Genomic DNA, 24,669 nt, shown 5'->3' with positions numbered 1-24,669 from the left:
TTGATTGAAGAAGCGACCTTGCCGGTTCTGAAGCTCGAGGCCGCTTCGGGCGGAGCCCTATGCAGTGCGCACAATGCGGGGTCGAAAACGACAGCGGTCGCCGTTACTGCAAAGCCTGTGGTGCCTTCATAGCAGGACGTTGCGGGTACTGCGGTGCGGCAGCAGGCGTGGGGGCGCGTTTTTGCAGCCACTGTGGACACCAGTTGACGCCGGAAATCAGCGGTCTGGAGCCCGGCGCGGGCTGCCGGAACGCACCGATCCGGTACACCCCCACTACCTGGTGGAGCGAATTCTCGCAGAGCGTGAAGCGATGCAGGCCCGGGGGCTCAGTGCCGGCGAGCGCAAACTGGTCACGGTGCTGTTTGCGGATCTTGCGGAGTCGACGAGCCTCATGCGCGGGCTCGATCCGGAAGATGCACGGCTCGTCATCGACCCCGTTCTGCTGCTGATGATGGAGGCCATCCATCACTTCGACGGTTACGTCGCCAAATCGCTGGGCGACGGCATTCTCGCCCTCTTCGGTGCCCCTGTTTCACAGGAAGATCATGCGCAGCGCGCGCTTTATTCGGCGCTCAGAATGTTTGAAATGCTGCATCGGCATAACCGTGCGGGCAGGGGAGGCTGGCCATCCGGATAGGCATCAACAGCGGCGAGGTGGTGGTTCGCGCGGTACAGCCCGAGAGCCTTTCGACCGACTATGATCCGATCGGTCATACGGTCAACCTGGCGAGCCGGCTCGAGGCCATCGCCGAGCCCGGATGGACACTGGTGAGCGAGTCGACCCATCGGCTGACGAAAGACTACTTCCGTTACGCCGATGAAGGCGCCGTCTTGCTGAAAGGGATGGACGAGACCGTTCGGGTCCACAGGCTGCTGGGACCCGGGCCTGTCGGCAGTCGCTTCGGTGTCGCCAGAGGCAGGGGGCTGGAGCCTTTTATCGGCCGCGGCGAACCGCTCGAGCGGTTGTGCGCGAGGTTCGGGGATGCCTGCGCCGGTGCGGGTAACATGGTGGGAATCTTCGGCGAGCCCGGCATCGGCAAGACGCGGCTGATCCATGAGTTCAAAAGACGGATAGACAGGCCCTGCAGGGTCCTGGACGTCAGCCTTTCGGCCTATGACCGGGGCATGACCTATCACTGCGTGGCATCGCTGTTGAGGCAGTTGCTCGATATCGCCGGGGGTGACGATCAGGCGGCGATCGAACGCAAGCTTCGGCAGGTATGGTACCGTAACGAGAGCCGGCAGGCGGGCCTGAGCGCCCCGGTACTTGGCCTGCTGGGTATTGGTTCGGGTGATGCCGGTGGCAGGCCGTTCGAGGCGGATACAGGCGTCTTGCGTTCCAGAGTCGAGGTTGCGATGGAACAGGTGCTGGAGAGCGTGACGCAGACGCGACCGGTTGTCCTGATGGTCGATGATGTTCAGTGGGCCGATTACGAGTCGCTGGAGTTGCTGATGAAACTGTCGGCCAGATTGCAGGGGCGGAGGATACTGGTCATTCTGGGCGCCCGGATCGGGATCATGGAGGATATTCGGGCCCGGGCCATCTGCGAACCGATTGTTCTGCGCCCCTTTGCCCGGCTCGAGTCGAAAGCGCTGCTGGACTGCATTCTGGGGACCGGGCCGGGGCTTGCGCAGATCAAGTCACAGATCATTTCAAGAGCCTCGGGAAATCCCCTGTTTCTCGAAGAGGTAGTGCAGTCGTTGATAGAGCAGGGCGTCCTCCGGGGCGACCGGGGCGCTCTCGGGCTTGCGTCGACACACGGCGACCTTGCAATTCCCGCCACCGTTCAATCGATTCTGTCGGCGCGCATAGACGCCCTGGAGCCGCGGGACAAAAGCCTGCTGCAGCTGATGGCTATCATTGGCAGGGATGTGCCTGTCGGCCTGCTGATCAGGGTCGCGGAGACGGAAGAAGCGGAGCTCAGGCGGCAACTGGACCGACTGGCACGCAATGCCTTTATCGTTGAGAAGCCTGCCTTTCCCGAACTCGAGTATGGCCTGCGGCATCCGTTGATCTCTCAGGTTGCTGTCGAGTCCCTGCTGAAGGAGCAGCGTACCAGTCTTCACCTTAGGGTGGGTTCAGCGTTCGAGACCTTTTACGCAAGCCAGCTGAACGATCAGAGTCCCGCTCTGGCGTTCCACTTCCTGGCAGGTGCCGATGCTCCACGGGCACTGACGTATCTGTATATGGCCGCAAAAAGGGCACAGCAGGGAGGACTGCATGCAGATGCGATCGACTATGTCGAAAAGGCCCTCGAGGTTCTTGAGGGGCTCGAGAAGAGTGTCGAAAACCTCGAACTCGAGTTACGGCTTCTGCTGCTATCGGGCACGGCCTGGATGGCACAGAAGGGGTTCTCGGCACCGGAGCTGGAGGTCGTCTATGACCGTGCGCTCTGGCTGGCTCGACATCTCGACGATCCGGAGAGCCTCTTCAAGGTCGTTTTCGGCCTGCGGCTCTACCACTTCGGAAGTGGTCGGCTGGGGCGTGCGCGCGACCTGGCCCAGGAACTGGTCGAGATGGCGCAGAGGGCGGGCGACAATGCCTTTCTGATGGAAGCCCGGCTCGCGCTGGGGGGCACGCTTTTCCCGATGGGGCAACTGCGGGAGGCCAAAGTGGCGCTGGACGAAGCCGTGGCGATCCATGCCTGCCGGCCTGCGGCGGGGCATTCGTTGCAGTTCGGCATGGATCCCGGGGTGACGGGCCTGGCGCTGGTCGCGCGGGTGCTCTGGTATCAGGGGTATCCCGAGCAGGCCACAGAGAGGGCGCGTGAGGCTGTTTGTCTGGCCAGGTCGCTGGATTCGCCCTACGAACAGGCATTCGCACTGGTTTTCGCGGCGGAGGTTCATGCGAACTGCGGCGACGATGCGACCGCGATTGAACTCTTGTCCGAAGCGATAGCGTTGTCCGGGGAGATGGGGTTCAGGCAATGGCTGACCCGCGCCCACATTATGCATGGCTGGTGTCAGGCCCGCTCGCTCGCTCCGGAGGCCGGGCGCAGTGAGGCGTTCGAGTGGATCGAGCGATATCGGGAATCCGGAATAAAAAGCTGGCTTGCGCTTTACTGCAGCTACAAGTCCGCCATGCTGGCAGCGATTCCCGCCCATGCGGAAGCGCTGTCGGTCAATGCCGAGGGTATTGAGGTGGCCAGGAAAAACGGGGAGTACCTTTGCCTGCCGGAACTCCTGAGCATTCGGGCCTCGATTTTCTCCGCAATGAAAGGGGCGGCCGGCCAGGCCGAGATGGCGGAATGTCTCGATGAAGCGATGCGCATTGCCGAGACCTTGGGGGCGAGAGCCCTGCAGCTGCGAGTGGCGCTCGAACGTTGCCGCTTGTTCGGCAGCGGTGAGGAACGCTCGGCAAACCGCCGTACTTTGCTGAATATCTACCGAAGCTTCAGTGAGGGGAATGGCACCCGGGACCTCGAGCGTGCCCGCCTGCTGCTGGCGAGACCGCAAGAAGGGGAGAAAAAGAGCAGGCCCGGACAGAGCAATCAGACCTGCTAAGAGCGCGATGGGATCATCGGCTTGAGGAGGCAAGAGTAAAGCCGGAGCCTGGTTTCCGGCCGTGGTCGGCTCCGACAGCGTCTTCAGATAAGCCGTCGGGTGCGTTCTGTATATTCGGATCCTGTTAAATATTTATATGCTTTCCTTGTAAATCAACAACTCTCCCTTGCCAACGGGAACCCGTGACATCGATAGATCACTTCGGGACCTTATCCAGTCAACAAAATCGGACAGCTCGCTTTCATGCGACACGGCATTGTCACAGACCAAAAGGCCACCGGGTTTCAGAAGTGCGAAAAACGTTTTGGCCAATGCCAGATACGATGATCTGTCGGCATCCAGAAAGATGAAATCAACGGGATCCGGCACTTTGGAAAGCTCCTGGCTCGCATCACCCACCAATTGAGTGATACGGCGATCCAGCCCTGCTTTTTCGAAGTTGATGCGGGCCTCCCGCGCTTTGGATTCAAGATATTCGATCGTGTAGACATGGCCGTCATCCGGTACCGCGGAAGCCAGCCAGAGCGTCGAATAACCGTTCGATGTACCCACTTCGAGTACGGTCTTCGCCTGTGTCGCCTTGATCAATACTGACAGGAACTCACCGGTATCAGGGGTGATATTCAGGTATTTTTTGGATCTGTCCGATTGAACCGAGTCATTTCGAGCTCCAAGTTCTTCCAGGTCGGACAAGAATTTTTCTAAATCCATAGCGGATACCTCCTAACGGCATAGTACTTGAGCCTTGATATCGCGGCGCTACATATTCGGGTAGATCGGGCCACCGCCGCCTTCCGGTACCACCCTGTTGATATCCCGGACCCCGGGATAGCCCTTGATATCGCAGCTTTACATATTGGGGTAATTCGGACCGCCACTGCCTTCCGGTACCACCCAGTTGATATTCTGGGACGGGTCTTTGATATCGCAGGTCTTGCAGTGCACGCAGTTCTGGGCGTTGATCTGGAAGCGCTTGCCCCGCTCGTCCTCGACCACCTCGTAAACCCCGGCCGGACAGTAGCGCTGCGCCGGCTCCGCCCAGATCGGCAGGTTTCTATGCAAAGGCGTATCGTTGTTTTTCAGTTGCAGATGACAGGGCTGGTCTTCCTCGTGGTTGGTGTTGGACAGGAATACCGACGACGGCTTGTCGAAACTGAGTTTGCCATCGGGCCTGGGGTAGCTGACTGGCCTGTACTCGTATGCAGGCTTGAGCTGCGCGTAATCCTTGCGGGTATCGTGCAGCGTCAGCGGGATCCTGCCACCGAAGATATTCTGGTCGACGACGTTGAAGGCGCCGCCCAGCAGGGTGCCGAACCTGTGCATCGCCGGGCCGAAGTTGCGGCTGCGGAACAGGTCGTCGTAAAGCCAGGAGTCCTCGAACTTCTCGCTGAACGCAGTCAGGTCCTGGCCGCCCTTGTCGTGTCTGGCCAGCGCCTCGAACACCGCTTCGGCCGCCAGCATGCCGGACTTCATCGCGGTATGGGTGCCCTTGATCTTGGAAAAGTTCAGGGTGCCGGCATCGCAGCCGAGCAGCAGCGCGCCGGGCATGGTCATCTTCGGCAGCGAGTTGAAGCCGCCCTTGGCGATGGCGCGGGCACCGTAGGAGACGCGCTTGCCGCCCTCGAGGTACTGCCTGAACAGCGGGTGGTGCTTCATGCGCTGGAACTCGTCGAACGGGCTCAGCCAGGGGTTGCTGTAGTTGAGGTCGATGATCAGCCCCACCACCACCTGGTTGTCTTCGGCATGGTAGAGGAAGAAGCCGCCGTTGGTATCGCCCTGCTCTTCACCGGACAAGGGCCAGCCGGCGCCATGCAGCACCAGCCCCGGCTGGTGTTTGGCCGGGTCGATGTCCCAGAGTTCCTTGATACCGATGCCGTAATGCTGCGGGTCGGCGTCCTTGTCCAGGGCAAACTGCTCGATCAGCTGCTTGCCGAGGTGACCGCGACAGCCTTCGGTGAACAGGGTGTATTTGGCGTGCAGCTCCATGCCCGGCATGTAGTTCGGGCCCTGCTCCCCGCTGGCGGTCACCCCCATATCGCCGGTGGCGATCCCCTTCACACTTCCTTTGAGAGGGCCATTCTCATGGTAGAGTACTTCGGCGGCGGCGAAGCCCGGGAAGATCTCGACGCCCAGCGCCTCGGCCCGTTCGGCCAGCCAGCGGCAGAGGTTGCCGAGGCTCGCGACGTAGTTGCCGTCGTTGTGCATCGTCTTCGGCGCCAGCGCATTGGGGATGCGGCGGGCGTTTTCGGCGTCCTTCAGCAGATAGATCCGGTCCTCGGTGACCGCGGTTTTCAGCGGTGCCCCTGCTCGGCCCAGTCCGGGAAGAGTTCGTTCAGCGCCCGCGGCTCGATCACCGCACCGGAGAGGATATGGGCACCGACTTCGGAGCCTTTCTCGACGACGCAGACCGTCAGCTCCTGCTCGGCTTCCTGCGCCTGCTGCATCAGCCGGCAGGCGGCCGATAGACCCGCGGGGCCGGCACCGACGATGACGACGTCGAACTCCATTGATTCGCGAACGGCTTCGCTCATGGGGAAATCACCTCGTTGTTGTTTTTGCACGACCGGCGCTGCCTTGGCAGGCGGGCGCCGACCGTCAGGAATTCTGTGAATCATTCGTAGGATGGGTAGAGCCGCCACCTGCCATTGCTGTCGACAGGCGATGATCCCCGACGGCGGCGTAACCCATCATAGATCGCAGGATGGGTGAAGCCGCAATGGCACTGTGATCCCAGCATGCAGGGACTTGTCGCGGCGTGCGGACAGCCCAAGATGGGTTACACGGCGCTCAGAATCCGTCAGTGTCGGACATCCCTAGCCCTGCGCCGCTTCACCCATCCTACGATCCTTAGGCTGGTCCGTTACAGCTTGCTTTCCAGCTCCGGTACCGCCTCGAAGAGGTCGGCGACGAGACCGTAATCGGCTACCTGGAAGATCGGCGCCTCTTCGTCCTTGTTGATCGCGACGATCACCTTGGAGTCCTTCATGCCGGCCAGATGCTGGATGGCACCGGAGATACCGACGGCGATGTAGAGCTCCGGCGCGACGATCTTGCCGGTCTGGCCGACCTGCATGTCGTTCGGCACGAAGCCGGCGTCGACGGCGGCGCGGGACGCACCGACGGCGGCGCCCAGCTTGTCGGCGACCTTTTCGATCAGCGCGAAGTTCTCGCCGTTGCCCATGCCGCGGCCACCGGAGATGACGACGCGGGCGGCGGTCAGTTCCGGGCGGTCGGACTTGGCGACTTCCTCGCCGACGAAGCGGGAAATACCGGCATCGTCAGCGGCGCCCACGGCTTCGATGGTCGCCGAACCGCCTTCTGCCGCCGCCGCATCGAAAGCGGTACCGCGCACGGTGATCACCTTGATTGCATCCAGCGACTTGACGGTGGCGATGGCGTTGCCGGCGTAGATTGGACGCTTGAAGGTATCGGCGCTCTCGACGGCGACGATGTCGGACAGCTGACCGACGTCCAGCAGCGCGGCGACGCGCGGCAGCAGGTTCTTGCCGGTGGTGGTGGCCGGCGCCAGGATATGGCTGTAATCCTTGCCGAGCTCTGCGACCAGCGGTGCGACATTTTCGGCCAGCTGATGGCCGTAGGCGGCATTGTCCGCCAGCAGGACCCTGGAGACGCCGGAGACTTTCGCCGCTTCGTCGGCCACGGCCTGGGCGCCTTCGCCTGCGACCAGAATGGCCAGGTCGCCACCGCTTTCTTTCGCAACGAGCGCCGCCGCGGTGACCGCGTGCAGGGTGGCCGGTTTCAGGGTGCTGTTATCGTGTTCTGCAACAATCAGGATGGCCATCAGATCACCTTCGCTTCATTCTTCAGTTTGTCGACCAGCTCCTCGACCGAAGCCACCTTGATACCGCCCTGGCGCTCGGCCGGCGGCTCGACCTTCAGCAGCTCGGTGTGGGCGCGCAGCTCGACACCGAGGTCCGCCGGGGTCTTGACGTCCAGCGGTTTCTTCTTGGCCTTCATGATGTTCGGCAGCGAGGCGTAGCGCGGCTCGTTCAGGCGCAGGTCGGTGGTGACGATCGCCGGCAGCTTCAGGCCAACGGTCTGCAGACCGCCGTCGACTTCACGGGTCACCAGGGCTTCGTCGCCTTCGATCTTCACCTCGGACGCGAAGGTGCCCTGCCCCATGCCGGTCAGCGCCGCCAGCATCTGGCCGGTCTGGTTGTTGTCGGAATCGATCGCCTGCTTGCCGAGGATCACCAGGCCCGGCTGCTCGTCCGCGACCACCTTGGCCAGCAGCTTGGCAACCGAGAGGGACTCCGGCATGGCGTCGGTTTCGATATGGATACCGCGATCGGCACCCAGCGCCAGGGCGGTGCGGATCTGCTCCTGTACGGCCTTCGGGCCGATGGAGACGACCACCACCTCGGAGGCGGTACCCGCTTCCTTCAGTCGCACCGCTTCCTCGACGGCGATTTCGCAGAAGGGGTTCAGTGCCATCTTAACGTTGGTCAGATCCACATCGCTGCGGTCTGCCTTGACGCGTACCTTGACGTTGTAGTCGAGCACACGCTTGACCGTAACCAGTACTTTCATAACTCTACCCGGTAATTTGTTGGCTGAAATATCAAAGGGTGGCGGTGTCTGCCGCCTGGCCCAGAATCAGGCGGGCCCGCCGGATGACGGGGGCATCCACCATCCTGCCATCGACCTTGAAGGCCCCCTCGGCACCCTCGGCGGCGGCAAGCACCCGGCGCGCCCAGTCGAGCTCGGCATCTTCCGGGCTGAAGCCCCGGTGCACCGGCGGCAGTTGCCGGGGATGAATGCAGAGCATGCCGGCAAAGCCCATTTCGGATGCCTGTCGTGCGATCTGCTCCACCGTCGTTTCATCGTCGATCGACGGATAGACGGTTTCGATCGGGCCTTCGAGTCCCGCGACCCTGGACTGCAGCAGCAACTCGCAGCGCACCCGGTCCAGCAGCAGCTGTGCGCCGGCCGTATCGGGCTTCACACCCAGGTCCACCCCCAGATCCAGGGCGCCGAGGCAGAAGCGCTCGACTCCCTTCACCCGGGCCATGCGCGGCAGTTCGGTGATACCGAGTGCGGTTTCCACCAGCGGCCAGACCGGCTTGCCGGTGTCCGCGGCGAGTTGCAGTACCTCGACACTCTGCGCTTTTGCGACCATGATCGCCTTCACGCCCGGCTGTTGGCGGCACAAATCCAGGTCCGACGTGAAATACCCGGTGCCGGCGGCGTTGATGCGCACGATCACGGACGCACCGGGATGGTCTTCGAGGTACTGCTTCAGTGCGGTTCTTGCCGGCAACTTGTCGGCAGGTGCCACGGCATCTTCCAGGTCGACGACAACGATATCGGCACCGCTGGCGAGGGCCTTGGCGAAGCGTTCGGGGCGCGAGGCCGGAACGAACAGAACCGATCGTGTTAAGTTGGATACTGTCATGTCGGACTCCCCTCAGATAACGGATGCGTCTTTGAGCTGCTGAATGTCGCCCTCGCTGTAGCCCAACGCCGAGAGGATCTCTCCGGTGTGCTGACCCAGTGCCGGTACCGCATCCATGCGCGGCGTGAAGGCGCTGTTGATCCCGGGAGGGGCCAGTGCGGGCAGTTCGCCGCTGGGGCTGTCGATACGGGTCCAGCGCTGCCGTGCCTTCAGTTGCGGATGGTCCCAGACGGCATGCATGTCGTTGACACGGGCATTGGCGATCCGGGCCTTGTCGAGACGGGCAACGACCTCTTCCGAGGACAGCGATCCGAAGGTTTCGTGAATCAGGTCGCGCAGCAGGTCTCGATTCTCCGAACGCCTGTAGTTGGCACAGAATCGTTCGTCGTCCGCCAGCTCGGGCTGCTCCAGTACCGTTTCGCAGAACGACCGCCATTCGCGCTCGTTCTGCAGTCCGAGCATGACCGAACGTTTGTCGCCCGCCATGAAGGGACCGTAGGGATAGATGGTGGCGTGCGAAGCCCCGGCTCTGGCCGGCGGCTCGGCGCCTTCGAAGGCATAGTACAGGGGATACCCCATCCACTCGACGAGGCTCTCCAGCATGGAGACATCGATGGCGCTGCCGAGTCCGGTCTGTTGCCGGTGAATCAGGGCGGACAGCACGTTGGTATAGGCGTACATCCCGGCTGCGATGTCGGCGATGGAGCAGCCGGCTTTTGCCATGCCGTCGGGCCCCGGCAGCCCGCTGGTGGACAGGAATCCCGCTTCGCTCTGGATCAGCAGGTCGTAGGCTTTCTTGTCCTGGTAGGGACCGCCTTCACCATAGCCGGAAATGTTGCAGACGATCAGCCGCGGGTAGCGCTCGTGGAGTTGCTCGAAGGAGAGTCCCAGGCGCGCGGCGGCACCGGGGGCGAGGTTCTGCACCAGTACATCGGCCTTCTCCAGCAGGGCCTCCATGACCGGCCTGGCGTCTTCCGACTTGAGATCGAGGGTGAGGCTCTTCTTGGATCTGTTGGTCCAGACGAAGTGGGACGCAAGTCCCCGCACCCGCTGATCGTAGCCGCGCGCGAAATCGCCGCTGCCGGGTCTCTCCACCTTGATGACGCTGGCGCCGAGGTCGGCCAGCTGGCGGGTACAGAAGGGGGCTGCAATGGCGTGCTCGAGACTGATCACATTGATGCCGTCGAGCGGACCTGTTTGTGGATTGTTCTGCATCGAAGTGTCACCTTTCTCGATAAGTTGCTGGTGAGCCCCGGCCTGCAGGACAGGCCGGGCGTACGGAAGCGGGGCCTAGAAGGAGCGGGGCAGCTCCAGCAGGTGTTCCGCCACGTAGGACAGGATCAGGTTGGTCGAGATCGGCGCGACCTGGTACAGGCGGGTCTCGCGGAACTTGCGCTCGACATCGTATTCGCAGGCAAAGCCGAAGCCGCCGTGGGTCTGCAGGCAGACGTTCGCGGCCTTCCAGGAGGCTTCCGCGGCCAGGTACTTGGCCATGTTGGCACTGGCGCCGGCATTCAAACCGTTGTCGTATTCGTGACAGGCGCGCCAGCGCATCAGGTCGGCGGCCTCGACATCGATATGGGCCTGGGCGATCGGAAACTGAACGCCCTGGTTCTTGCCGATCGGGCGCCCGAAGACCTCGCGCTCGCGGGCATAGCTCGAGGCCTTGTCGATGAACCAGCGGCCATCGCCGATGCACTCGGCGGCGATGAGGGTGCGTTCCGCGTTCAGGCCGTCGAGTATGTAGCGAAAGCCCTTGCCCTCTTCACCGATCAGGCACTCGGCGGGAATCTCCAGGTTGTCGAAGAACAGCTCGTTGGTCTCGTGGTTGACCATATTGGCGATCGGCTGCACCGTCATGCCGTTGGCCATCGCATGCTCGAGGTCGACGAGGAAGATCGACATGCCTTCCGATTTGCGGGTGACCTCGGCCAGCGGCGTGGTACGGGCGAGCAGGATCATCAGGTCCGAATGCTGGATGCGCGAGATCCAGACCTTCTGGCCGTTGATGACGTACTTGTCGCCCTTGCGGACCGCCGTGGTCTTGATCTTGGTGGTATCGGTGCCCGTCGTCGGCTCGGTCACGCCCATGGACTGAAGTCTCAGCTCTCCGGCGGCGATTTTCGGCAGAAATTGCCGTTTCTGCTCGTCACTGCCATGACGCAGCAGGGTGAACATGTTGTACATCTGGCCGTGCACAGTGCCCGAGTTGCCGCCGCAGCGGTTCACTTCCTCGAGGATCACCGACGCTTCGGAAAGGCCGAGACCCGAGCCGCCGAACTCTTCCGGAATCATCGCAGCCAGCCAGCCCGCTTCGGTCAGAGCGGTGACGAAGTCATCGGGAAAACCTTTGACCTCATCGACCTGGCGCCAGTAGGCGGCATCGAAATTCTGGCAAAGGCCACGTACGCCTTCACGTATTGCATTGATGGCATCGATATCGTGCTGGAACATCAGTTGGTCTCCCTGTATTGGAGTTCGGCCTGGTGTGCAAGGCCGCGTTCATTGAATGCCCAGAGCGCAGTGGTGCCGTCTTCGTTATGCCTTCCCGATACCTTGAAGCGCTGCTCGGCGGTCAGGGGCGCAGCCCCTGTAGGACAGATAAGTGGGACGTCGCCCGGGGTTGGCGGCGGTGAAGGCCCTGATCATCAGGGTTGCGATCAGAGGTCCCTGAACGACAAGGTCCGGGTAGGATTCCTCTCCGGTCGCATAGGGCCAGTCGTAATGGATGCGGTGGGCGTTGAAGGTCACGGCCGAGTAGCGGAACAGCAATGCCGGAGTCGGCTCGATCGTATCGACCCAGTCGAACGTTTCCTCGAAAGGCTCAACCTGGCTTTTCACCGCGGCCGGTGGGCGGTAAACGATGTCCTGCTCTTCGCTGATGCAAAGCGTGCCCTGCTGGTAGAACTCGTGGTGAACGGTGACGAAAACGAGCCTGCCGGAACGTCCCTCCTTCTCCGTAACCCTGATAATGCTGGACTCGCGGGCCGCATCCAGGCCGACTTTCAGAGGTTCGAGGAACTTGACGCGGCCACCGGCCCACATGCGTACATAGCCCTCGATGCCGGGAATGAAGGTGCTGATATTGGGATGGCCATCGGGACCGATGGCGCTTTGGGGCGCCGGATCCTGGAAAAGGCCCAGTGCCACAGCGGGGGCAGGTCGTCGTACTTCTTGGGTCTGGGGGTATCGAAGGTAGCGGCCAGACGGTTGCACAGGAGCTCCGATATTGTATCGAGCGTCTGGCTTTTTCTACCGGCCCAGTCAGCGGTTGATTCAATATTCATGGCATCTCTCTCTTGTATTAAATCTAGAGTGCTACAACGGAGTTACTATTAAAATTCTTCTTTTTTGAAGCCCCTCTTTTTTAGAATGGAAGGGGGTTATGCCGGAATTTAATGTTTAATGGGAAAGATGTTGTCTTTGAAATGTTATTAATTAGAAGGCTTAATGCATGAAGCCTGGATACTTCATCATTGGCGGCAGGTCAGTACGAAATAAACCCGCACTGCACATGACGGGCAAGAAAATAGAGACTGTTAAACGTCCGGGTCCGGCTGGTTGTAGCGCGCGATAATCGCCTCGATAAGAGCCTGTCCACACAGCGGCAGTGATTCCAGGTCTTTGTGAATCATGCAGCGTCTGCGTCTGGCCCAAGTATCGGTCAGCTCGACGAGCTTCAGACGCATGGTCCGGGCATAGCGCCGGGCGCAGGATTCCGGTAAAACGCCTATGCCGACTCCGGACTCGATCATGCGGCACATCGATTCGAATCCGAATACCTGAACCCTTGGCTTGAACACTGCACCCATTTCGAGGGTGACCGACTGCAGGAAAGTGAAAAGACTGCTGCCTTCATGAAGGCAGAGATGGGGGCTGTCAGACTGTCAAAAAAACTTATCTGCGCACAGGTCGCGAGCGGGCTGTTGGCCGGCACGGCCAGCAAAAGGTTGTCGGTGGAAAAAGGAATCACCTCAAGGCCGGTTCCCCTGACCTCGTCCGATACGATGCCAAGGTCCGCGGAGCCTTCAACCACGGTTCTGACTATGTCCCGGTTAAGGGCTTCCTGCAGGTCGATACTGACGCCGGGGCGCTGTGCCAGAAAATCCGCCAGCACCGCGGGAAGAATCTCGGTGACGGCCGTGGTATTGGCGAGGATGCGCAGGTGGCCGGAACGACCGTCATCGAGCGATGAAAAGTCCGCCTTGGCGGTCGCCACCCGTTGCAGAATGGACCGGGCATGCCTGAGCAGACGGGTGCCGGAGGGCGTCAGGCTGACACCACGGGTTTCGCGGTAAAACAGCCGGCTGCCGAGCTGTTCCTCCAGTCCCTTGAGGCGGGTGCTGGCCGCCGTGAGTGAAATGCAAGCCCGTTTCGCACCACGGGTGAGGCTTTCGGATTCGGCGATGCTGATGAAAAGTTCGAGGTCACGTAGATCGAAATGCATGACGGCCTCCGGTTCTATTTCTTGCTTTTGCCCATGGCGGGAGGAAAGGAGTCACGGTCAACGAACAGGAAAAAGAGGTCGTCAACAGCGCCGTCGAGACGGCAAGCGCAAAAGCGAACTCTGTCTCAAAGGCGTCGGGGAAAAACGCCAGTACCAGCAGGAAGCTGAAAATGCTCAGCATACCGGTCTGAGCGGCGGCAATGGTTGCGCGCGCAACTGCGTGACCATGCCGGCGGTGCAGCGTTATCAGGATGGTGGTCATGCCGATCGGAAAACCGACGATGGCGCCGGACAGGGAGGGCCCCGTGTAGCTGACGAGCCCGGTACCGATACCGACCAGAATTCCGGCGGCGGCTGCCCGCCAGAGGATGTCCAGGCCGCCGTTTCGGGTGTTCTGCCGCGGCATGTCCATCCTGATTCGCCTGGACAGCCATTTGGCTGCAGCGAAGGCCGATGCAAAGAGCAGCGTTGAGACGACGCCAGACTCGACGTTCCGGAGCAGAAATGCGATCGAGGCCAGCCAGCCGAGAGACGACAGCAGCAGGGACAGCCACAGAGAAACCCGGTGCGAGACGACGAGGTATATCGACGTAAAGACCAGTGTCGCTGTCATCGCGTTCATCGACGACAGGGCGGCCAGCACGACAAAAGCGCTGTCGTTCTCCGTAGCGATAAAGAAGTAGGCCGGGCCAACGACCACGGGCGCTCCGGCCAGAATGCCCCCGAACCTGGGGCCCAGACGCTCGACCCCCTGGCGACGGACAGGATCACCAGCGCGGTCAGAACCGCCTTGGATATCAGAGCCAGAATCATAACCCTTTCCTGTAATTCTCGAGAGGCATCGTTCTGCCGGGGCCGGAATCCGGAGGCAGCCGGTTCCCGCTGTAGTGGCTGGCGAGGATTGGCGAAATAAAAAGGCATGCTCCGGCACAAAATTTCGGTGCGCGTCCCGAAGCATGCGCAAAGTGAAGCGCTATCCGAGAACGCCGGGCAGGTAGAGCGCTATGTTCGGAAACGCGATCAGCAGGATGCCCATGATGACCATCATCAGCACATAGGGCGCCGCGCCGATCATGACGTCGTTGAGCGAGCCTTCCCGGCGTACGCCCTGCACCACGTAGAGGTTGAGGCCGACTGGCGGCGTAATCAGCGCCATTTCGATCAGCAGGATGACCAGGACCCCGAACCAGAGAGGGTCATAGCCGAGCGAGATAATGACGGGCGCGACGATCGGCAGCGTGATCACCATCAGCGACAGCGTTTCAAGGAAAAAGCCCAGCACGATGTAGAGCGCGATGATCAGCAGCAGGGTGCTGAACGCATCCAGCCCGCTGGCACCGATGAAGGCGGATATTTCCCTTGTAACCCCCGAGGATGCCAGCACAAAGTTGAGAAAGTAGGACGCTACAATAATCAGCATGATCATGCCTGTCGTTTTCATGGTCCCTTCCAGGGCGTCGAACAGCATTTTCATCGACAGGGTGCGGAAAAAGGCGGCCAGTACCAGCGCGCCCGCAACGCCGATGGCCGCCGCTTCGGTCGGGGTTGCCCAGCCGGCATAGATGGAGCCGACGACGATGACGAAGAGCGACAATACCGGCAGCAGTTCGACCAGTCCCCTGAAGCGTTCAGCCCAGCTATGGGTGCGCTTTGGCCCGCCCATCGATGGATACAGCGAACAGATGACAGCGGTCCCGACCACGAAAATCGTCGCCAGCATCAGGCCCGGGATAAGACTGGCTGCGAACAGCTTCGGGATCGAGGTTTCGGTGATGAACCCGTAGACGATCAGGTTGATGGACGGCGGTATCATGATGCCGAGGGTGCCGCCTGCCGCGATCGAGCCGGTGAAGAGCCGGCTGTCATAGCCCAGCAGCTTGCCCTGGGGAAGGGCGACGGTTCCGACGGTTGCCGATGTGGCGACGCTGGAGCCTGAAGTGGCGGAAAAGAAGGTTGCGGTGCCGACGTTGGCATGCAGAAGTCCGCCTGGAAGCCAGGAAAGCCAGGACTCAAGTGCCATATAGGTGTTTTTCGCGACACCGGAGCGAACCAGCAGTTCGCCCAGCAAAATGAAAAGCGGAATCGCGATCAACAGGAAACTGTTGGATGCCGACCAAAGAACATCACCGAGTGCAAGATAGAGCGGGAAACTCGAAAAGAAATAGTCGATAACCAATGCAAGCACGATCAAGGTTGCTGCAACGGGGACGCTTAAAACGAGCAACGCCAGAAGTGTCAGTACTGAGGCAATAATCATGGTGTCAGTTCCTCGATATCTCGTTTATATGGTCGTCAACCGACGGACTGGAAAGCAGGCTGGTGAAGCGACTCTGGTCATGACAGAGCAGTGCAACCAGGGCGCGGAGCAGCAGAAGAAATACCGAAATCGTGAACCAGACGAATCCCAGCAACCATAGAGTCTGGGGAATCCATAGCGGCGTCATCAGCGGCGAGTTCGAGCGGGCATTCGACTCGTAGGCATCGAAAGCGATGGCCATGGCAGCGTCGGTTGCGTAGACGCATACCAGCGCAAGACTGCAAATCGACAGGATATCCAGCAGGTTGCGCAGACGGTGGCTGCTCTTCATATAAAAAATATCGATTCGAATATGGGCTTTTTCCAGCATGGCGTAAGCGAATGACCAGCTTGCGATGATTGCCATGAAATAGCCGGAGATCTCGGTTGCAGGAAAAACGGATCGCCCCGCGAGCTTCCTGAATGAGACCTCCACGACTATCATTAGAACTGTGGCGATTAGAATAAGACCACCTAGCCTTGCGATCCAGCGTGATACTTGATTTACCCGATTGATGGCGGCATCGAGTATTTGGGCTAAGTTTTCAAACATTTGTTGTACCCGGTTTAATTAAGTTTTCGAAGCGCGCGTGATTTTTTCTGGTGTGTTCATCCCCGTTGGCGCTTCTCAGTAAACCTCGTCCGTTTTTTCTTATTCCTGTTTTTTCGCGGATCGTTGCCCGGCAGGTGCTGCCGGGCCGGTCTGGTAAGACGTCAGTTGGCGGTTTTCCTGGCGACCAGGCCTGTGATGGCGCCAATGGTGCTGTTCCACTCGTTTACCGATGCGTCGTCGACCCGGTTGGCCCAGGCCGGGATGACGTTTTTCTCCAGCCTGCTTGCAGCATAGGCCACATCGGCTTCGCTCGTTGCGACCAGCGTCATCGATGCGGACTCGCCCCGCTTGCATTCGCCGTTGCCGGTCAGGCAGTTCACACCCTCCTCGAAGTCTGACTGAGCGGCGTCCCAAACGGTCTGTTCGTAACGGAGAGTCTGCGCCTCCAGCCAGGCCTGGGTTTCGCTGTTCAGCGAAGCCCACTTCTTGCCGTTCATTGCGGTGACGACATGGTCCCAGCCGCCGACCGCCAGCGGATAGAGGTGCGTCGAGACTTCGTACCAGCCGCCGTTGTACCCGGACAGGGGGCGGTGACGGCACAGTCGATGACGCCCCTTTGCAGGGCGCCGGGCACCTCGTTGAAGCTCAGCGTGATCGCTTCGGCACCGAGCGCTTCGAGGAACTCGCCGGTCGTACGGCCACTGGCGCGGATTTTCTTGCCTTTCAGGTCGTCGAGTTCGGAGATGGCGGTATTGCAAAACACCATCTGGGGACCGTAGGGCACGACGGCGAGCAGTTTGGCTCCGTCAAAGCGCCTGGCAATGGTTTGCGACATGATCGGCCGATAGCTGTCGCTGACTTTTCTGGCCAGGTCGACCCGCGGCGCGATCATCGGCATGTCCAGTCCCTCGAGTTCAGGCGCTTCCTCGACCGAATAGCCGGCGACGGTCGATCCGACATCGAAAAGTCCTTTGGACAGCAGCTTGAAAACCTCGCTGCCGCCCAGTCCCATCTCGGCGAATGTTGTCACCTGTGTCTTGATCTTGCCTTCCGAGGCCTTGGTCAGTTCTTCCTGCCAGAAAGGGCCTTCAAAGTTCTGAAACAGCGCGAGGCTTCTAAAGGTGCCGACATAATTCAATGTCTGCTCGGATATATCGGCTGCCTGTGCACCCGAGGCGGTGATCAGGCAGCCCAACATTATTGCTCTGGCATTGCGTGCGGTATTTTTATTCATTTTCTGAACCTCTTGGCCGGAAAAGCATTGCTGTGAAATTTCACATTAGAGCCGTGGCCAGGGTGTTGCAATATGTAAACCGCGTACCAGATATGCCGGATGGTTATAGGTGTGCGTCGCCGGGCTGTGATTAACTGGGGGTATTGGATTAAAACATATAAAAGGGTTCGAATATGGATGCAATAGCGCATTTCACGGATCATGTCGTCGGGCGTACGTACGATGACCTGCCACCGGAAGCCGTCACTGCCGCCAAGACATTTCTGCTGGATGCCATCGGTGTCGGCCTTTCCGGCGTTCACGGACAGTGGGCCGATGCACTCGATGACTGTATTGCGGGCTGGGGGAGCAGCGACGACAGCCGGGTGCTGGGTCGCAGTACGCGCCACCCCTGCGCCGTCGCAGCCCTGGCCAACGCCTTTCAGATCCACAATTCCGAGTTCGACTGTGTGCACGAAGGGGCCGTCGTTCACCCGATGGCCTCGATCCTGGGCGCGTCGCTGGCCGTTCTCGATCGCGAGGGCGGGATCTCCGGGCGACGCCTGATCGAGGCGATCGTCCTGGGTGCCGACGTCTCCTGTGGCATAGGCGTGGCCTCAAAGTCGCCGCTGCGTTTTTTCCGCCCTGGCACCGCCGGCGGCTTCGGGGCAACCGCGGCGGTGGCCAGGCTGCTGGGGTTCGATCGCGAAACGCTGCTGAATGCCTTCGGCACGCTGTACGGGCAGAGTTGCGGCACCATGCAGTCCCACGAGGAGGGCAGTATGCTGCTGGCCCTGCAGATCGGTTTCAATACCCGCAATGCCGTGGTCTCCTGCGATCTGGCGGCGCGGGGGCTGATCGCGCCACGCAACGTGCTGGAGGGGCGTTTCGGCTTCTTCAACCTGTTCGAGGGCGAATACGATGTCGCCCCGGTCGTCTCGGCGCTCGGCCGGGTCTGGCGTATCGCAGAGGTGTCCCACAAGCCGTTCCCGACCGGGCGCGCGACCCAGGGTTCGATCGCAGCGGTGATAGAACTCCGGCGCCGGCATTCTTTCGAAGTCGAACAGATCGAGTCCGTTCGTGCCCATGTCACACCGCTCACCGCGCGGCTCGTCGGCCGCCCGCTGCTTCCCGGTATGGCGCCCAATTATGCGCGTCTTTGCCTGCAGTATTGTGTCGCCCGGACGTTGCTGCAGGGGTCGCTGGGCCCCGCCGATTTCAGGACTGACGCGCTCGGTGACGCTGCTGTCCATGCGCTGGGCCAACGGGTCGAGGTCATCGCGCAGCCAAACGACGATCCCAACGCGCTCGGCCCCGCCGCCGTGGAGCTGAAACTGAGTGACGGTCGACGGCTGGTGGCGGATATCGACGATATGCCCGGTTCGCCGTCCAGCCCGTTGAGCCGCGACCAGCACCTGCAAAAATTCAGGTCGAACTGGTTATCGGTTCCGGACGTGGCCGCGGCGGAGGCGGCCGAAGGCGTCATCGCGCTGGTGGACAATCTGGAAGAGGTCCAGGATGTCCGTTCGCTGCTGGACCTGCTGTGTCAGGCATAAGGCGCTCTCACAACATCGGGTTGGGTGCTTGGCCCGACCCGGAGGTTTGATCATGTCCGATAAATTCATGGAATTGTTACATCGAGAGGTCAGCCAGGCGGCCCGGGAGCTGGCCGCCTATCGATTGCTCGACTGGCTGGGCTGTGCCACCGCCGGTGCCGGGGAGGCGCCGGGCAGGGCCGTTGCCGTTTATGCACGGGCGTTGCCGGCGGGGCCGGTGCCCTGCATCGGCGGCGGCAGGCGGGAGGCGTCTGTGGCGGCGTTCGTCAATGGCGCTCTCGGCAACATCCTCGAGATGGATGATCTTCACCGCATGGCGATCGTGCATCCGGGCGATACGGTGATCCCGGCGGCGCTGGCGGTGGCGCAACGGGAATCGAGTAGCGCCGGGGCGCTGCTGGCGGCGATCGTCAGGGGCTATGAGGCAGCCATTCGCGTCGGCGAGGTTGCGGGGCCTGATCACTACCGCTACTGGTACAGCACAGCGACCTGCGGCGTTTTCGGCGCCGCGGTGGCGGCCGCCAGCCTGATGGCGCTGGATGGAGAACGGTTTGCCGATGCGGTCGGCCTGGCCGGAATGCAGGCCAGCGGGCTCTGGCAATGCCGGCTCGAACAGGGCTTTGCCAAGCAGCTGGCCACGGCCCGGGCGGCTCAGAGCGGTGTACTGGCCGCAGACCTGGCAGGGTCGGCTTTCCGGCGCCGCGACAGATCATCGAGGGAGAACTGGGGCTGCTTGCGGCGACCTCGTCCAGGGCCCGGGCCGAGGCCCTCGGGCAGACCGGCGCCGGCGACTGGAAGATCGAGGAGGTTAGCGAGAAACCCTGGCCCGGCTGTCGTCATACGCATCCGGTCGTCGAGGCCGCGCTGCGCTACCGCCCGGCGGTATCCACCGACGAGGTCGACCGTGTCGAAATGCAGACCTACAGGAGCGCGGTGGAGTTTTGCGACGATGCAGTACCGGACAGCCCGCACCGGGCAAGATTCAGTCTGCAGCATGCGTTCGCCGTCGCACTGAGCAAGGGCGAGCCGGAACTCCAGGACTATGAAGGCGAGGCGCTGAACGATGCCGTCATCGGTCGTCTGCGGCGCAAGATCGCGGTCTTCGAGGCGCCCGATATCAGTGCCGAATTTCCACAGCGCTTCGGTTGCCGGGTGCGGCTTTACACCCGGACGGGCGACTGTATCGAACAGTCCGTTCTTTCGGCCCGGGGCGATCCGGAGAATCCGGTCGATGCTGCGGCCAGCCGCAGGAAGTTTCGGCAGTTGCTGGCGCATGCCGGGGTGGCCGATGAACTGGCGGCGGACTTCGAGCAGGCGATTCTCGGCCTGCCGTCTTCCGGTTCGGTACCACTGTCGCTGTTCGCCGGGTTGGAGGCCCTGGTGGATCTCTGAGCCTGGCTATTCACCAAGACCAATCCCGGACGCTGGGGCCTTGCGCCTCAGCAGCCATTCCCGGTTTGCAGATGACCGTAAAGTCACAGCCGTACAGGTTCCCTTGTCTCGGCTCTTCCTGTTGAATACTGATGTGGTTTTTCCAAAAAATATGGAGCGGGTCGATATGCTTTTGATACCGCTCTTCGGGAGCGGGAATAGAGGCGGTTGAGATGTATGGAGTTGATGTTGTTGAGCGCAGGCAGGCTACACTTCATGTCAATGAAGAGGATTTTATAACCTGGTTGAAAGAAGGCCCCGTTTCAGCTTTGTTCTTGAATTTCGACATAAAAATGGAGCGCGGGAACAGGTATGCTGCTGCGGAATTCCTTCTTAAATGCTTTGTGATGCGTTTCCGGCTACATGCACGATATTAAGGTATTCCTCGTCACCTGGACGTTCAAAGAACTTCGTAACATGGGCAAAGACGGCTTCGGTATCGAATTGAGCACGTTCTGGCTGTTCAATACGACGTTTCGCTATTTGGGCAAGGCACTGTTCATCCGTGAGGTCAAGGAAAAGCAGTTCATGTCCACAGCCTATTTCTGAGCAAAGAGAAATAAACCAAGCCCTTTGCTTTACTGTATTGGCTGGGAAGTCCATGACAACATTTGCACCAGAATCCAAGATACTTTGTACAAGTGATTTGATAAATGGCTTAATGACTCCAGATAATTTTAGGTAGTCGTCGAACGTCTGAATCTGGTTCGGGTAATGCTCGGATAACCATTCGTCTTCGGAAATGCGCACCGCATTGTTTTCCATGGCAACGACCTTAGAGGTGGTGGATTTTCCTGCCCCCATTTTTCCACAAAAGAAGAACAGTTTGCCTTTTTGCTTCATGTTTTATCCGTTGGCGCATAACGCCGCTATAAATTGCTAGTCCAGGGCAGTATACCTGCTTCAATCTACGACCCGCAAAGATCCGCTTGATGTACTCGCAGGCAGTTCCCGCTGTGCTACGCGGGAACTGCACGGTCTGCGGCTAGCCGAGAATATCGATCAGCGAACTGACGTTCTCGATATGCTCGAGCTCCCAGGCCATGTCGAGAATGGACTTGGCCTGGGCGGTGTCGACAACGCCCTGGGCGCAGTCGAGGAACTTGCCCTCCAGTTCGTCATCGCTGAGGGGGTTGTGGGGGCTGCCGCGGTAGGCCTCGTTGGCCCATTTCTCGATGACCTTCCCGGTTTTGGTGACCACTTCCACGCGCGAGCGGATACGGTCGTATCCCATCGCTTCGATTTCGGGATCGAGGCTGGTTTCGACCTTCAACTGCATGCTCTGGCTTTCCGGAGAGTTGACGAACGCGTCGGTGAACTCCTGCTTGCCGGCCCGGCGACGCAGAATAATGGCCGCAAGCAGGAATGCCATGCAGAATTTGCCTTCGAGCTCCGTTTTGGCGGTTTTGAAGCGAATCGGGTTGAGAATGTTGGACGCCGCATGCAGGGTCACTTTCTCGATATCCGAGGCCTGGAGGTCGTTCTCCTCGAGCAGGAATTTCAGCGCGTCCATCGACGGGTGCGTGAGCACGCCGCAGGGATAGGGCTTGATGCTGACACCGGGCTCAGTGATCGAGAAAGGCTTGCCGAAGCGCCCCAGGACGTATTCCGGCTCACCGCCGCGGCCAGCCACGGAGAGGTAACCCCAGGTACCGTCGAGGGCCTCTTCGTTGAAGCTGAAACCGGTCTGGCTCAGAAGTGCACTGGTGACACCGTTCTCGGCGGCGCGGCCAACATGCATCGGCTTGCCCATGGTACCGAAATTGGCGCGGATGCCCGATGCCATGGAGGCCGCGCCGCCGATTGCACGGGCGATGCCGGTTTCATCCAGGCCAAGCAGCTTGGCCGCTGCCACGGCGGCGCCGAAGGTACCGATGGTGCCGCTGGTATGGAAGCCGAATTTGTAATGGTCGGGGTTGATCGCCTCGGCAATCTTGCACTCGACTTCGAAGCCGGCCACGAAGGCGGTGATGAACTGCCTGCCGTCGACATTTCCAAGCATGTCGGAAACGGCCAGGGCTGCGGCGAGCGGCGGAATGGTCGGGTGGGTCAGCAGGCCGTACTGGCGTCCGGGAGATTCCGCCAGCTGGGTATCGTCCCAGTCCATCGCATGTCCGGCGATACCGTTGCAGAAGGCCGCCTGCGGAGCCGACACCCGCTCCTGGCCGTCGCCGACAAAGCGCGCCTGGGCGGGGCCTCGGACACTGTCGATGTATTGCTTCGTGACGGTCGCGATCTCCTGGTCGGAACCTGCCAGCATGACGCCCAGGCCATCAATGATACAGCGCCGGGCGATGCGCAGAGCCTCGTCGGGGATGTCCTCGAAACAGAGATTGGCGGCGAATTTCGAAGCCTCGAAGGTAAGAGCGGAAGTTGTCATATCAGTTCCTGCGGTTGGGTGTGTGGCTGGCGGGGCTGAATTTCCCAGGCATTCAGCAGCGATGCCTGGTCGCAAACGAGACCGAAACGTGCATTCACGTTTTTCAGCGTGGCATTGTGCAGCTCGGTGTCCCAGGAGGCGCACAGGTTGCCGGGCACGCAGACGTAGTAGCCCAGCTCGAAGGCATCGCGGATGGTGCTCTCGACGCAGACGTTGGTCGAAACGCCTACCGGTATTACCGTCTTGATGCCGTTTGCGCGCAGCACCATATCCAGGTTGGTGCCCTTGAATGCGCTGTAGCGGTGCTTGCGGATCTCGATCTCGTCCTCACGCGGCGACAGCGCATCGATGAAATCGGCACCGTCCGACCCCTGCATCGCGATCCGGTCGGAGGCATAGGTGGAGCGGCGCCGCTGGCTCAACCAGGGCGCGGTGTCGCTGAAGTGATGCTGCAGCGTCAGAAACCCGACGTGGCAGACGAGGACGCCCCTCTCTCTGGCCCGCTCAAGGGTTTCGGCCAGCGCGGGGATCATGGCCTGAACGGCGCCCAGCGGCCTTCCGGCCTGGCTGGCGGCATAACCATCGACGCAAAAATCTTTTTGCATGTCGATGATCAGCAGCGCGCTGTGATTCGGGGATACGCGTTCGGCGAGCGTTGCCAGGATCCGCTCTTCTACAGTGTTGTGCTTAGTGGTCATGGTGCTTGTACCAGTCGAAAATCTGGGATCCGGTCATGAAAACGGCATCGTCATGCGCCTGCAGCAGATCGAGCATGCGTTCGAAATACGGGAAGCGATGCGCGACGCCGATCAGGTGGGGGTGCAGACCTATCCCCAGAACCTTGGGGCGGCCACGCTTCAGGTCGGCGGCAAAGCAGTCGAGGGTGTCTTCGAGCCGGTTGAGCATCTCCGCCGAGCGGTGCTTCTCGACGGCGTAAACCACGCTGTCATTGATTTCGAGGTTGTACGGCATCGCCAGCAGTTGGCCCGAACGGGTGTCGAGCCAGCAGGGCGCATCGTCGACGGGCCAGTCACAGACATAGTCGATACCGGCTGCCCTGAGGTGGTCCGGCGTGTCGTAACTTTCCTTGAGCCCGGGGCTGAGCCAGCCGCGTACTCTCTTGCCGGTAAAATCTTCGATACGTCGAATCGAGCGGCGGATCAGCTCGAGCTCGTCGCTTGCTTCCGCGGCCTGCAGGCTCTGCTGGTGGTAACCGTGGCCGATGAACTCCCAGCCCGCATCGCGAACGGCCTCGGCGCAGGCCGGATAAGCGTCGATAACACCGGCATTGATGCTGGCGCTGGCCGGCAATTGTCGCGCCTGCAGCGTGCCGAGCAGCCTCGACATGCCGACGCGCATGCCATATTCGGCCCAGGAATAATTAGGCACGTCCGGAACCTTTTCGACGCCGTGTGGGGCGGTCAGCAGTTTGCGCGGAATCGGGCTGTCGAATTTCCAGTGCTCTATATTAACGACAATATGAACGATGAGGTTTTTCCCATCGGGACCAGGTGGCAAATCTCGCTGGTGCGACAATTCGTAATGAATTCGTGATTTCGGACGCATCGTTTCCCCGTCTTCTTGATTGCTCGGTGATGGCCTATCCATTTGGCGATCTTACATCAAGCATGAAAATCTTAAGGCCCTCTTTGGGTTTTATCAGCTATGCTGCTTTGGAATACCGGGGCTTTATGTTTTGATTTTATTATGAATGTTTATGTTCTTGGTTCTTATTAACCCTGCGGTTTAATACATGAAGCAGGAACGCTTCATCATTGGCCGCAAGCCCATGCGAACGCCACGGAAACCAGCATGTTCGCGCACCTGCGCCCGTTTCCGTGGCGTGGCCGCTCATGCGCATCCATGCGTACGC

At 60.6% G+C, this 24,669-nt stretch carries 23 protein-coding genes and 3 pseudogenes; 7 read left to right on the top strand and 19 right to left on the bottom strand.

The window, feature by feature from the left end; all coding sequences use genetic code 11:
• Positions 1-59: 59 nt before the first annotated feature.
• The 3 genes and pseudogenes from ACFQDL_RS07800 to ACFQDL_RS07790 all read left to right on the top strand — a co-directional run.
• Positions 60-137, top strand: a pseudogene (locus ACFQDL_RS07800) (zinc-ribbon domain-containing protein); the annotation flags it as partial.
• 44 nt (positions 138-181) lie between these two features.
• Positions 182-637, top strand: coding sequence for an adenylate/guanylate cyclase domain-containing protein (locus ACFQDL_RS07795; RefSeq protein WP_379908514.1), 456 nt, complete (start codon positions 182-184; stop codon positions 635-637).
• A gap of 17 nt (positions 638-654) precedes the next feature.
• On the top strand, positions 655-3,504 hold the full coding sequence (locus ACFQDL_RS07790; RefSeq protein ID WP_379908513.1) for an ATP-binding protein: 2,850 nt from the start codon (positions 655-657) through the stop codon (positions 3,502-3,504).
• Positions 3,505-3,636: 132 nt separating this feature from the next.
• Here the strand turns inward: ACFQDL_RS07790 and ACFQDL_RS07785 are convergent, their stop codons facing one another.
• The 15 genes and pseudogenes from ACFQDL_RS07785 to dctP all read right to left on the bottom strand — a co-directional run bounded on the left by ACFQDL_RS07785 (position 3,637) and on the right by dctP (position 17,450).
• A complete protein-coding gene (locus ACFQDL_RS07785) occupies positions 3,637-4,215 on the bottom strand; it encodes an O-methyltransferase (protein WP_379908512.1) in 579 nt (192 codons plus the stop codon).
• 138 nt (positions 4,216-4,353) lie between these two features.
• A pseudogene (locus tag ACFQDL_RS07780) lies at positions 4,354-6,035 on the bottom strand (electron transfer flavoprotein-ubiquinone oxidoreductase).
• A 329-nt stretch (positions 6,036-6,364) separates the two neighbouring features.
• Positions 6,365-7,306, bottom strand: coding sequence for an electron transfer flavoprotein subunit alpha/FixB family protein (locus ACFQDL_RS07775; RefSeq protein WP_379908511.1), 942 nt, complete (start codon positions 7,304-7,306; stop codon positions 6,365-6,367).
• Positions 7,306-8,055: an electron transfer flavoprotein subunit beta/FixA family protein gene (locus ACFQDL_RS07770; protein WP_379908510.1), complete on the bottom strand. Its 750-nt coding sequence runs from the start codon at positions 8,053-8,055 to the stop codon at positions 7,306-7,308. The genes ACFQDL_RS07775 and ACFQDL_RS07770 overlap by 1 nt, the downstream gene beginning before the upstream one ends.
• A gap of 31 nt (positions 8,056-8,086) precedes the next feature.
• Positions 8,087-8,920 carry an HpcH/HpaI aldolase/citrate lyase family protein gene (locus ACFQDL_RS07765; protein WP_379908509.1) on the bottom strand — a complete coding sequence of 278 codons (834 nt, stop codon included), beginning with the start codon at positions 8,918-8,920 and terminating at the stop codon, positions 8,087-8,089.
• A gap of 12 nt (positions 8,921-8,932) precedes the next feature.
• Positions 8,933-10,135: a CaiB/BaiF CoA transferase family protein gene (locus tag ACFQDL_RS07760; protein WP_379908508.1), complete on the bottom strand. Its 1,203-nt coding sequence runs from the start codon at positions 10,133-10,135 to the stop codon at positions 8,933-8,935.
• Between the two features lie 75 nt (positions 10,136-10,210).
• Complete coding sequence (locus ACFQDL_RS07755; RefSeq protein WP_379908507.1) at positions 10,211-11,374, bottom strand: acyl-CoA dehydrogenase family protein; 1,164 nt, start codon at positions 11,372-11,374, stop codon at positions 10,211-10,213.
• Between the two features lie 84 nt (positions 11,375-11,458).
• Complete coding sequence (locus ACFQDL_RS07750) at positions 11,459-12,070, bottom strand: HTD2 family dehydratase (protein WP_379908506.1); 612 nt, start codon at positions 12,068-12,070, stop codon at positions 11,459-11,461.
• A 389-nt stretch (positions 12,071-12,459) separates the two neighbouring features.
• A complete protein-coding gene (locus ACFQDL_RS07745) occupies positions 12,460-12,753 on the bottom strand; it encodes a LysR substrate-binding domain-containing protein (RefSeq protein ID WP_379912954.1) in 294 nt (97 codons plus the stop codon).
• Positions 12,672-13,367 carry a LysR family transcriptional regulator gene (locus tag ACFQDL_RS07740; protein WP_379908505.1) on the bottom strand — a complete coding sequence of 232 codons (696 nt, stop codon included), beginning with the start codon at positions 13,365-13,367 and terminating at the stop codon, positions 12,672-12,674. Before ACFQDL_RS07740 ends, ACFQDL_RS07745 begins: the two co-directional genes overlap by 82 nt.
• Positions 13,348-14,067, bottom strand: coding sequence for a hypothetical protein (locus ACFQDL_RS07735; protein ID WP_379908504.1), 720 nt, complete (start codon positions 14,065-14,067; stop codon positions 13,348-13,350). Before ACFQDL_RS07735 ends, ACFQDL_RS07740 begins: the two co-directional genes overlap by 20 nt.
• A 273-nt stretch (positions 14,068-14,340) precedes the next feature.
• Positions 14,341-15,624 (bottom strand): TRAP transporter large permease, encoded by a 1,284-nt coding sequence (locus tag ACFQDL_RS07730; protein WP_379908503.1) that lies wholly within the window; start codon positions 15,622-15,624, stop codon positions 14,341-14,343.
• A 4-nt stretch (positions 15,625-15,628) separates the two neighbouring features.
• Positions 15,629-16,216 (bottom strand): TRAP transporter small permease subunit, encoded by a 588-nt coding sequence (locus ACFQDL_RS07725; protein WP_379908502.1) that lies wholly within the window; start codon positions 16,214-16,216, stop codon positions 15,629-15,631.
• A 161-nt stretch (positions 16,217-16,377) separates the two neighbouring features.
• The gene (locus tag ACFQDL_RS07720; protein WP_379908501.1) at positions 16,378-16,713 is read right to left on the bottom strand and encodes a type 2 periplasmic-binding domain-containing protein; all 336 of its coding nucleotides are present in this window, start codon (positions 16,711-16,713) and stop codon (positions 16,378-16,380) included.
• Positions 16,710-17,450 carry a TRAP transporter substrate-binding protein DctP gene (gene dctP / locus ACFQDL_RS07715; RefSeq protein ID WP_379908500.1) on the bottom strand — a complete coding sequence of 247 codons (741 nt, stop codon included), beginning with the start codon at positions 17,448-17,450 and terminating at the stop codon, positions 16,710-16,712. The genes ACFQDL_RS07720 and dctP overlap by 4 nt, the downstream gene beginning before the upstream one ends.
• A gap of 173 nt (positions 17,451-17,623) precedes the next feature.
• Between dctP and ACFQDL_RS07710 the strand changes: the two genes are divergently transcribed.
• From ACFQDL_RS07710 to ACFQDL_RS07700, 3 genes and pseudogenes are all read left to right on the top strand, one after another.
• Entirely contained in the window at positions 17,624-18,985 is a 1,362-nt protein-coding gene (locus ACFQDL_RS07710; protein WP_379908499.1) for an MmgE/PrpD family protein, read from the top strand.
• A pseudogene (locus tag ACFQDL_RS07705) lies at positions 18,948-19,712 on the top strand (MmgE/PrpD family protein); the annotation flags it as partial. The gene ACFQDL_RS07710 and the pseudogene ACFQDL_RS07705, both read left to right, overlap by 38 nt.
• Positions 19,694-20,377, top strand: a complete 684-nt coding sequence (locus tag ACFQDL_RS07700; protein ID WP_379912952.1) for an MmgE/PrpD family protein — start codon at positions 19,694-19,696, stop codon at positions 20,375-20,377. The pseudogene ACFQDL_RS07705 and the gene ACFQDL_RS07700, both read left to right, overlap by 19 nt.
• A 372-nt stretch (positions 20,378-20,749) precedes the next feature.
• Here ACFQDL_RS07700 and ACFQDL_RS07695 read toward each other — a convergent pair whose 3' ends face one another.
• The 4 genes from ACFQDL_RS07695 to ACFQDL_RS07680 all read right to left on the bottom strand — a co-directional run bounded on the left by ACFQDL_RS07695 (position 20,750) and on the right by ACFQDL_RS07680 (position 24,185).
• On the bottom strand, positions 20,750-21,259 hold the full coding sequence (locus ACFQDL_RS07695) for a P-loop nucleotide/nucleoside kinase family protein (protein ID WP_379908498.1): 510 nt from the start codon (positions 21,257-21,259) through the stop codon (positions 20,750-20,752).
• 142 nt (positions 21,260-21,401) lie between these two features.
• Entirely contained in the window at positions 21,402-22,796 is a 1,395-nt protein-coding gene (locus tag ACFQDL_RS07690; protein ID WP_379908497.1) for an MmgE/PrpD family protein, read from the bottom strand.
• Positions 22,793-23,494, bottom strand: a complete 702-nt coding sequence (locus tag ACFQDL_RS07685) for a cysteine hydrolase family protein (protein ID WP_379908496.1) — start codon at positions 23,492-23,494, stop codon at positions 22,793-22,795. The genes ACFQDL_RS07690 and ACFQDL_RS07685 overlap by 4 nt, the downstream gene beginning before the upstream one ends.
• Positions 23,484-24,185, bottom strand: a complete 702-nt coding sequence (locus ACFQDL_RS07680) for a polysaccharide deacetylase family protein (RefSeq protein WP_379908495.1) — start codon at positions 24,183-24,185, stop codon at positions 23,484-23,486. Before ACFQDL_RS07680 ends, ACFQDL_RS07685 begins: the two co-directional genes overlap by 11 nt.
• Before the next feature lie 122 nt (positions 24,186-24,307).
• Between ACFQDL_RS07680 and ACFQDL_RS07675 the strand changes: the two genes are divergently transcribed.
• A complete protein-coding gene (locus ACFQDL_RS07675; protein WP_379908494.1) occupies positions 24,308-24,496 on the top strand; it encodes a hypothetical protein in 189 nt (62 codons plus the stop codon).
• Positions 24,497-24,669 lie beyond the last annotated feature (173 nt).

Origin of the sequence: Marinobacterium aestuariivivens (genome assembly GCF_042661465.1) — a bacterium.
In the GTDB taxonomy this organism is placed as follows: Bacteria; Pseudomonadota; Gammaproteobacteria; order Pseudomonadales; family Balneatricaceae; genus Marinobacterium_A; species Marinobacterium_A aestuariivivens.
Note: the sequence above shows the minus strand (reverse complement) of the source record. Positions and strands in the feature narration are given on the sequence as shown.

Excerpts from the sequence above, each read along its gene's own strand:
- ACFQDL_RS07695 (WP_379908498.1), bottom strand. The coding sequence starts at position 21,259 with ATGAAGCAAAAAGGCAAACTGTTCTTCTTTTGTGGAAAAATGGGGGCA.
- ACFQDL_RS07730 (WP_379908503.1), bottom strand. The coding sequence starts at position 15,624 with ATGATTATTGCCTCAGTACTGACACTTCTGGCGTTGCTCGTTTTAAGC.
- ACFQDL_RS07740 (WP_379908505.1), bottom strand. The coding sequence starts at position 13,367 with ATGCATTTCGATCTACGTGACCTCGAACTTTTCATCAGCATCGCCGAA.
- ACFQDL_RS07690 (WP_379908497.1), bottom strand. The coding sequence starts at position 22,796 with ATGACAACTTCCGCTCTTACCTTCGAGGCTTCGAAATTCGCCGCCAAT.
- ACFQDL_RS07755 (WP_379908507.1), bottom strand. The coding sequence starts at position 11,374 with ATGTTCCAGCACGATATCGATGCCATCAATGCAATACGTGAAGGCGTA.
- ACFQDL_RS07775 (WP_379908511.1), bottom strand. The coding sequence starts at position 7,306 with ATGGCCATCCTGATTGTTGCAGAACACGATAACAGCACCCTGAAACCG.
- ACFQDL_RS07765 (WP_379908509.1), bottom strand. The coding sequence starts at position 8,920 with ATGACAGTATCCAACTTAACACGATCGGTTCTGTTCGTTCCGGCCTCG.
- ACFQDL_RS07685 (WP_379908496.1), bottom strand. The coding sequence starts at position 23,494 with ATGACCACTAAGCACAACACTGTAGAAGAGCGGATCCTGGCAACGCTC.
- ACFQDL_RS07725 (WP_379908502.1), bottom strand. The coding sequence starts at position 16,216 with ATGTTTGAAAACTTAGCCCAAATACTCGATGCCGCCATCAATCGGGTA.
- ACFQDL_RS07785 (WP_379908512.1), bottom strand. The coding sequence starts at position 4,215 with ATGGATTTAGAAAAATTCTTGTCCGACCTGGAAGAACTTGGAGCTCGA.
- ACFQDL_RS07760 (WP_379908508.1), bottom strand. The coding sequence starts at position 10,135 with ATGCAGAACAATCCACAAACAGGTCCGCTCGACGGCATCAATGTGATC.
- dctP (WP_379908500.1), bottom strand. The coding sequence starts at position 17,450 with ATGAATAAAAATACCGCACGCAATGCCAGAGCAATAATGTTGGGCTGC.
- ACFQDL_RS07720 (WP_379908501.1), bottom strand. The coding sequence starts at position 16,713 with ATGAACGGCAAGAAGTGGGCTTCGCTGAACAGCGAAACCCAGGCCTGG.
- ACFQDL_RS07710 (WP_379908499.1), top strand. The coding sequence starts at position 17,624 with ATGGATGCAATAGCGCATTTCACGGATCATGTCGTCGGGCGTACGTAC.
- ACFQDL_RS07770 (WP_379908510.1), bottom strand. The coding sequence starts at position 8,055 with ATGAAAGTACTGGTTACGGTCAAGCGTGTGCTCGACTACAACGTCAAG.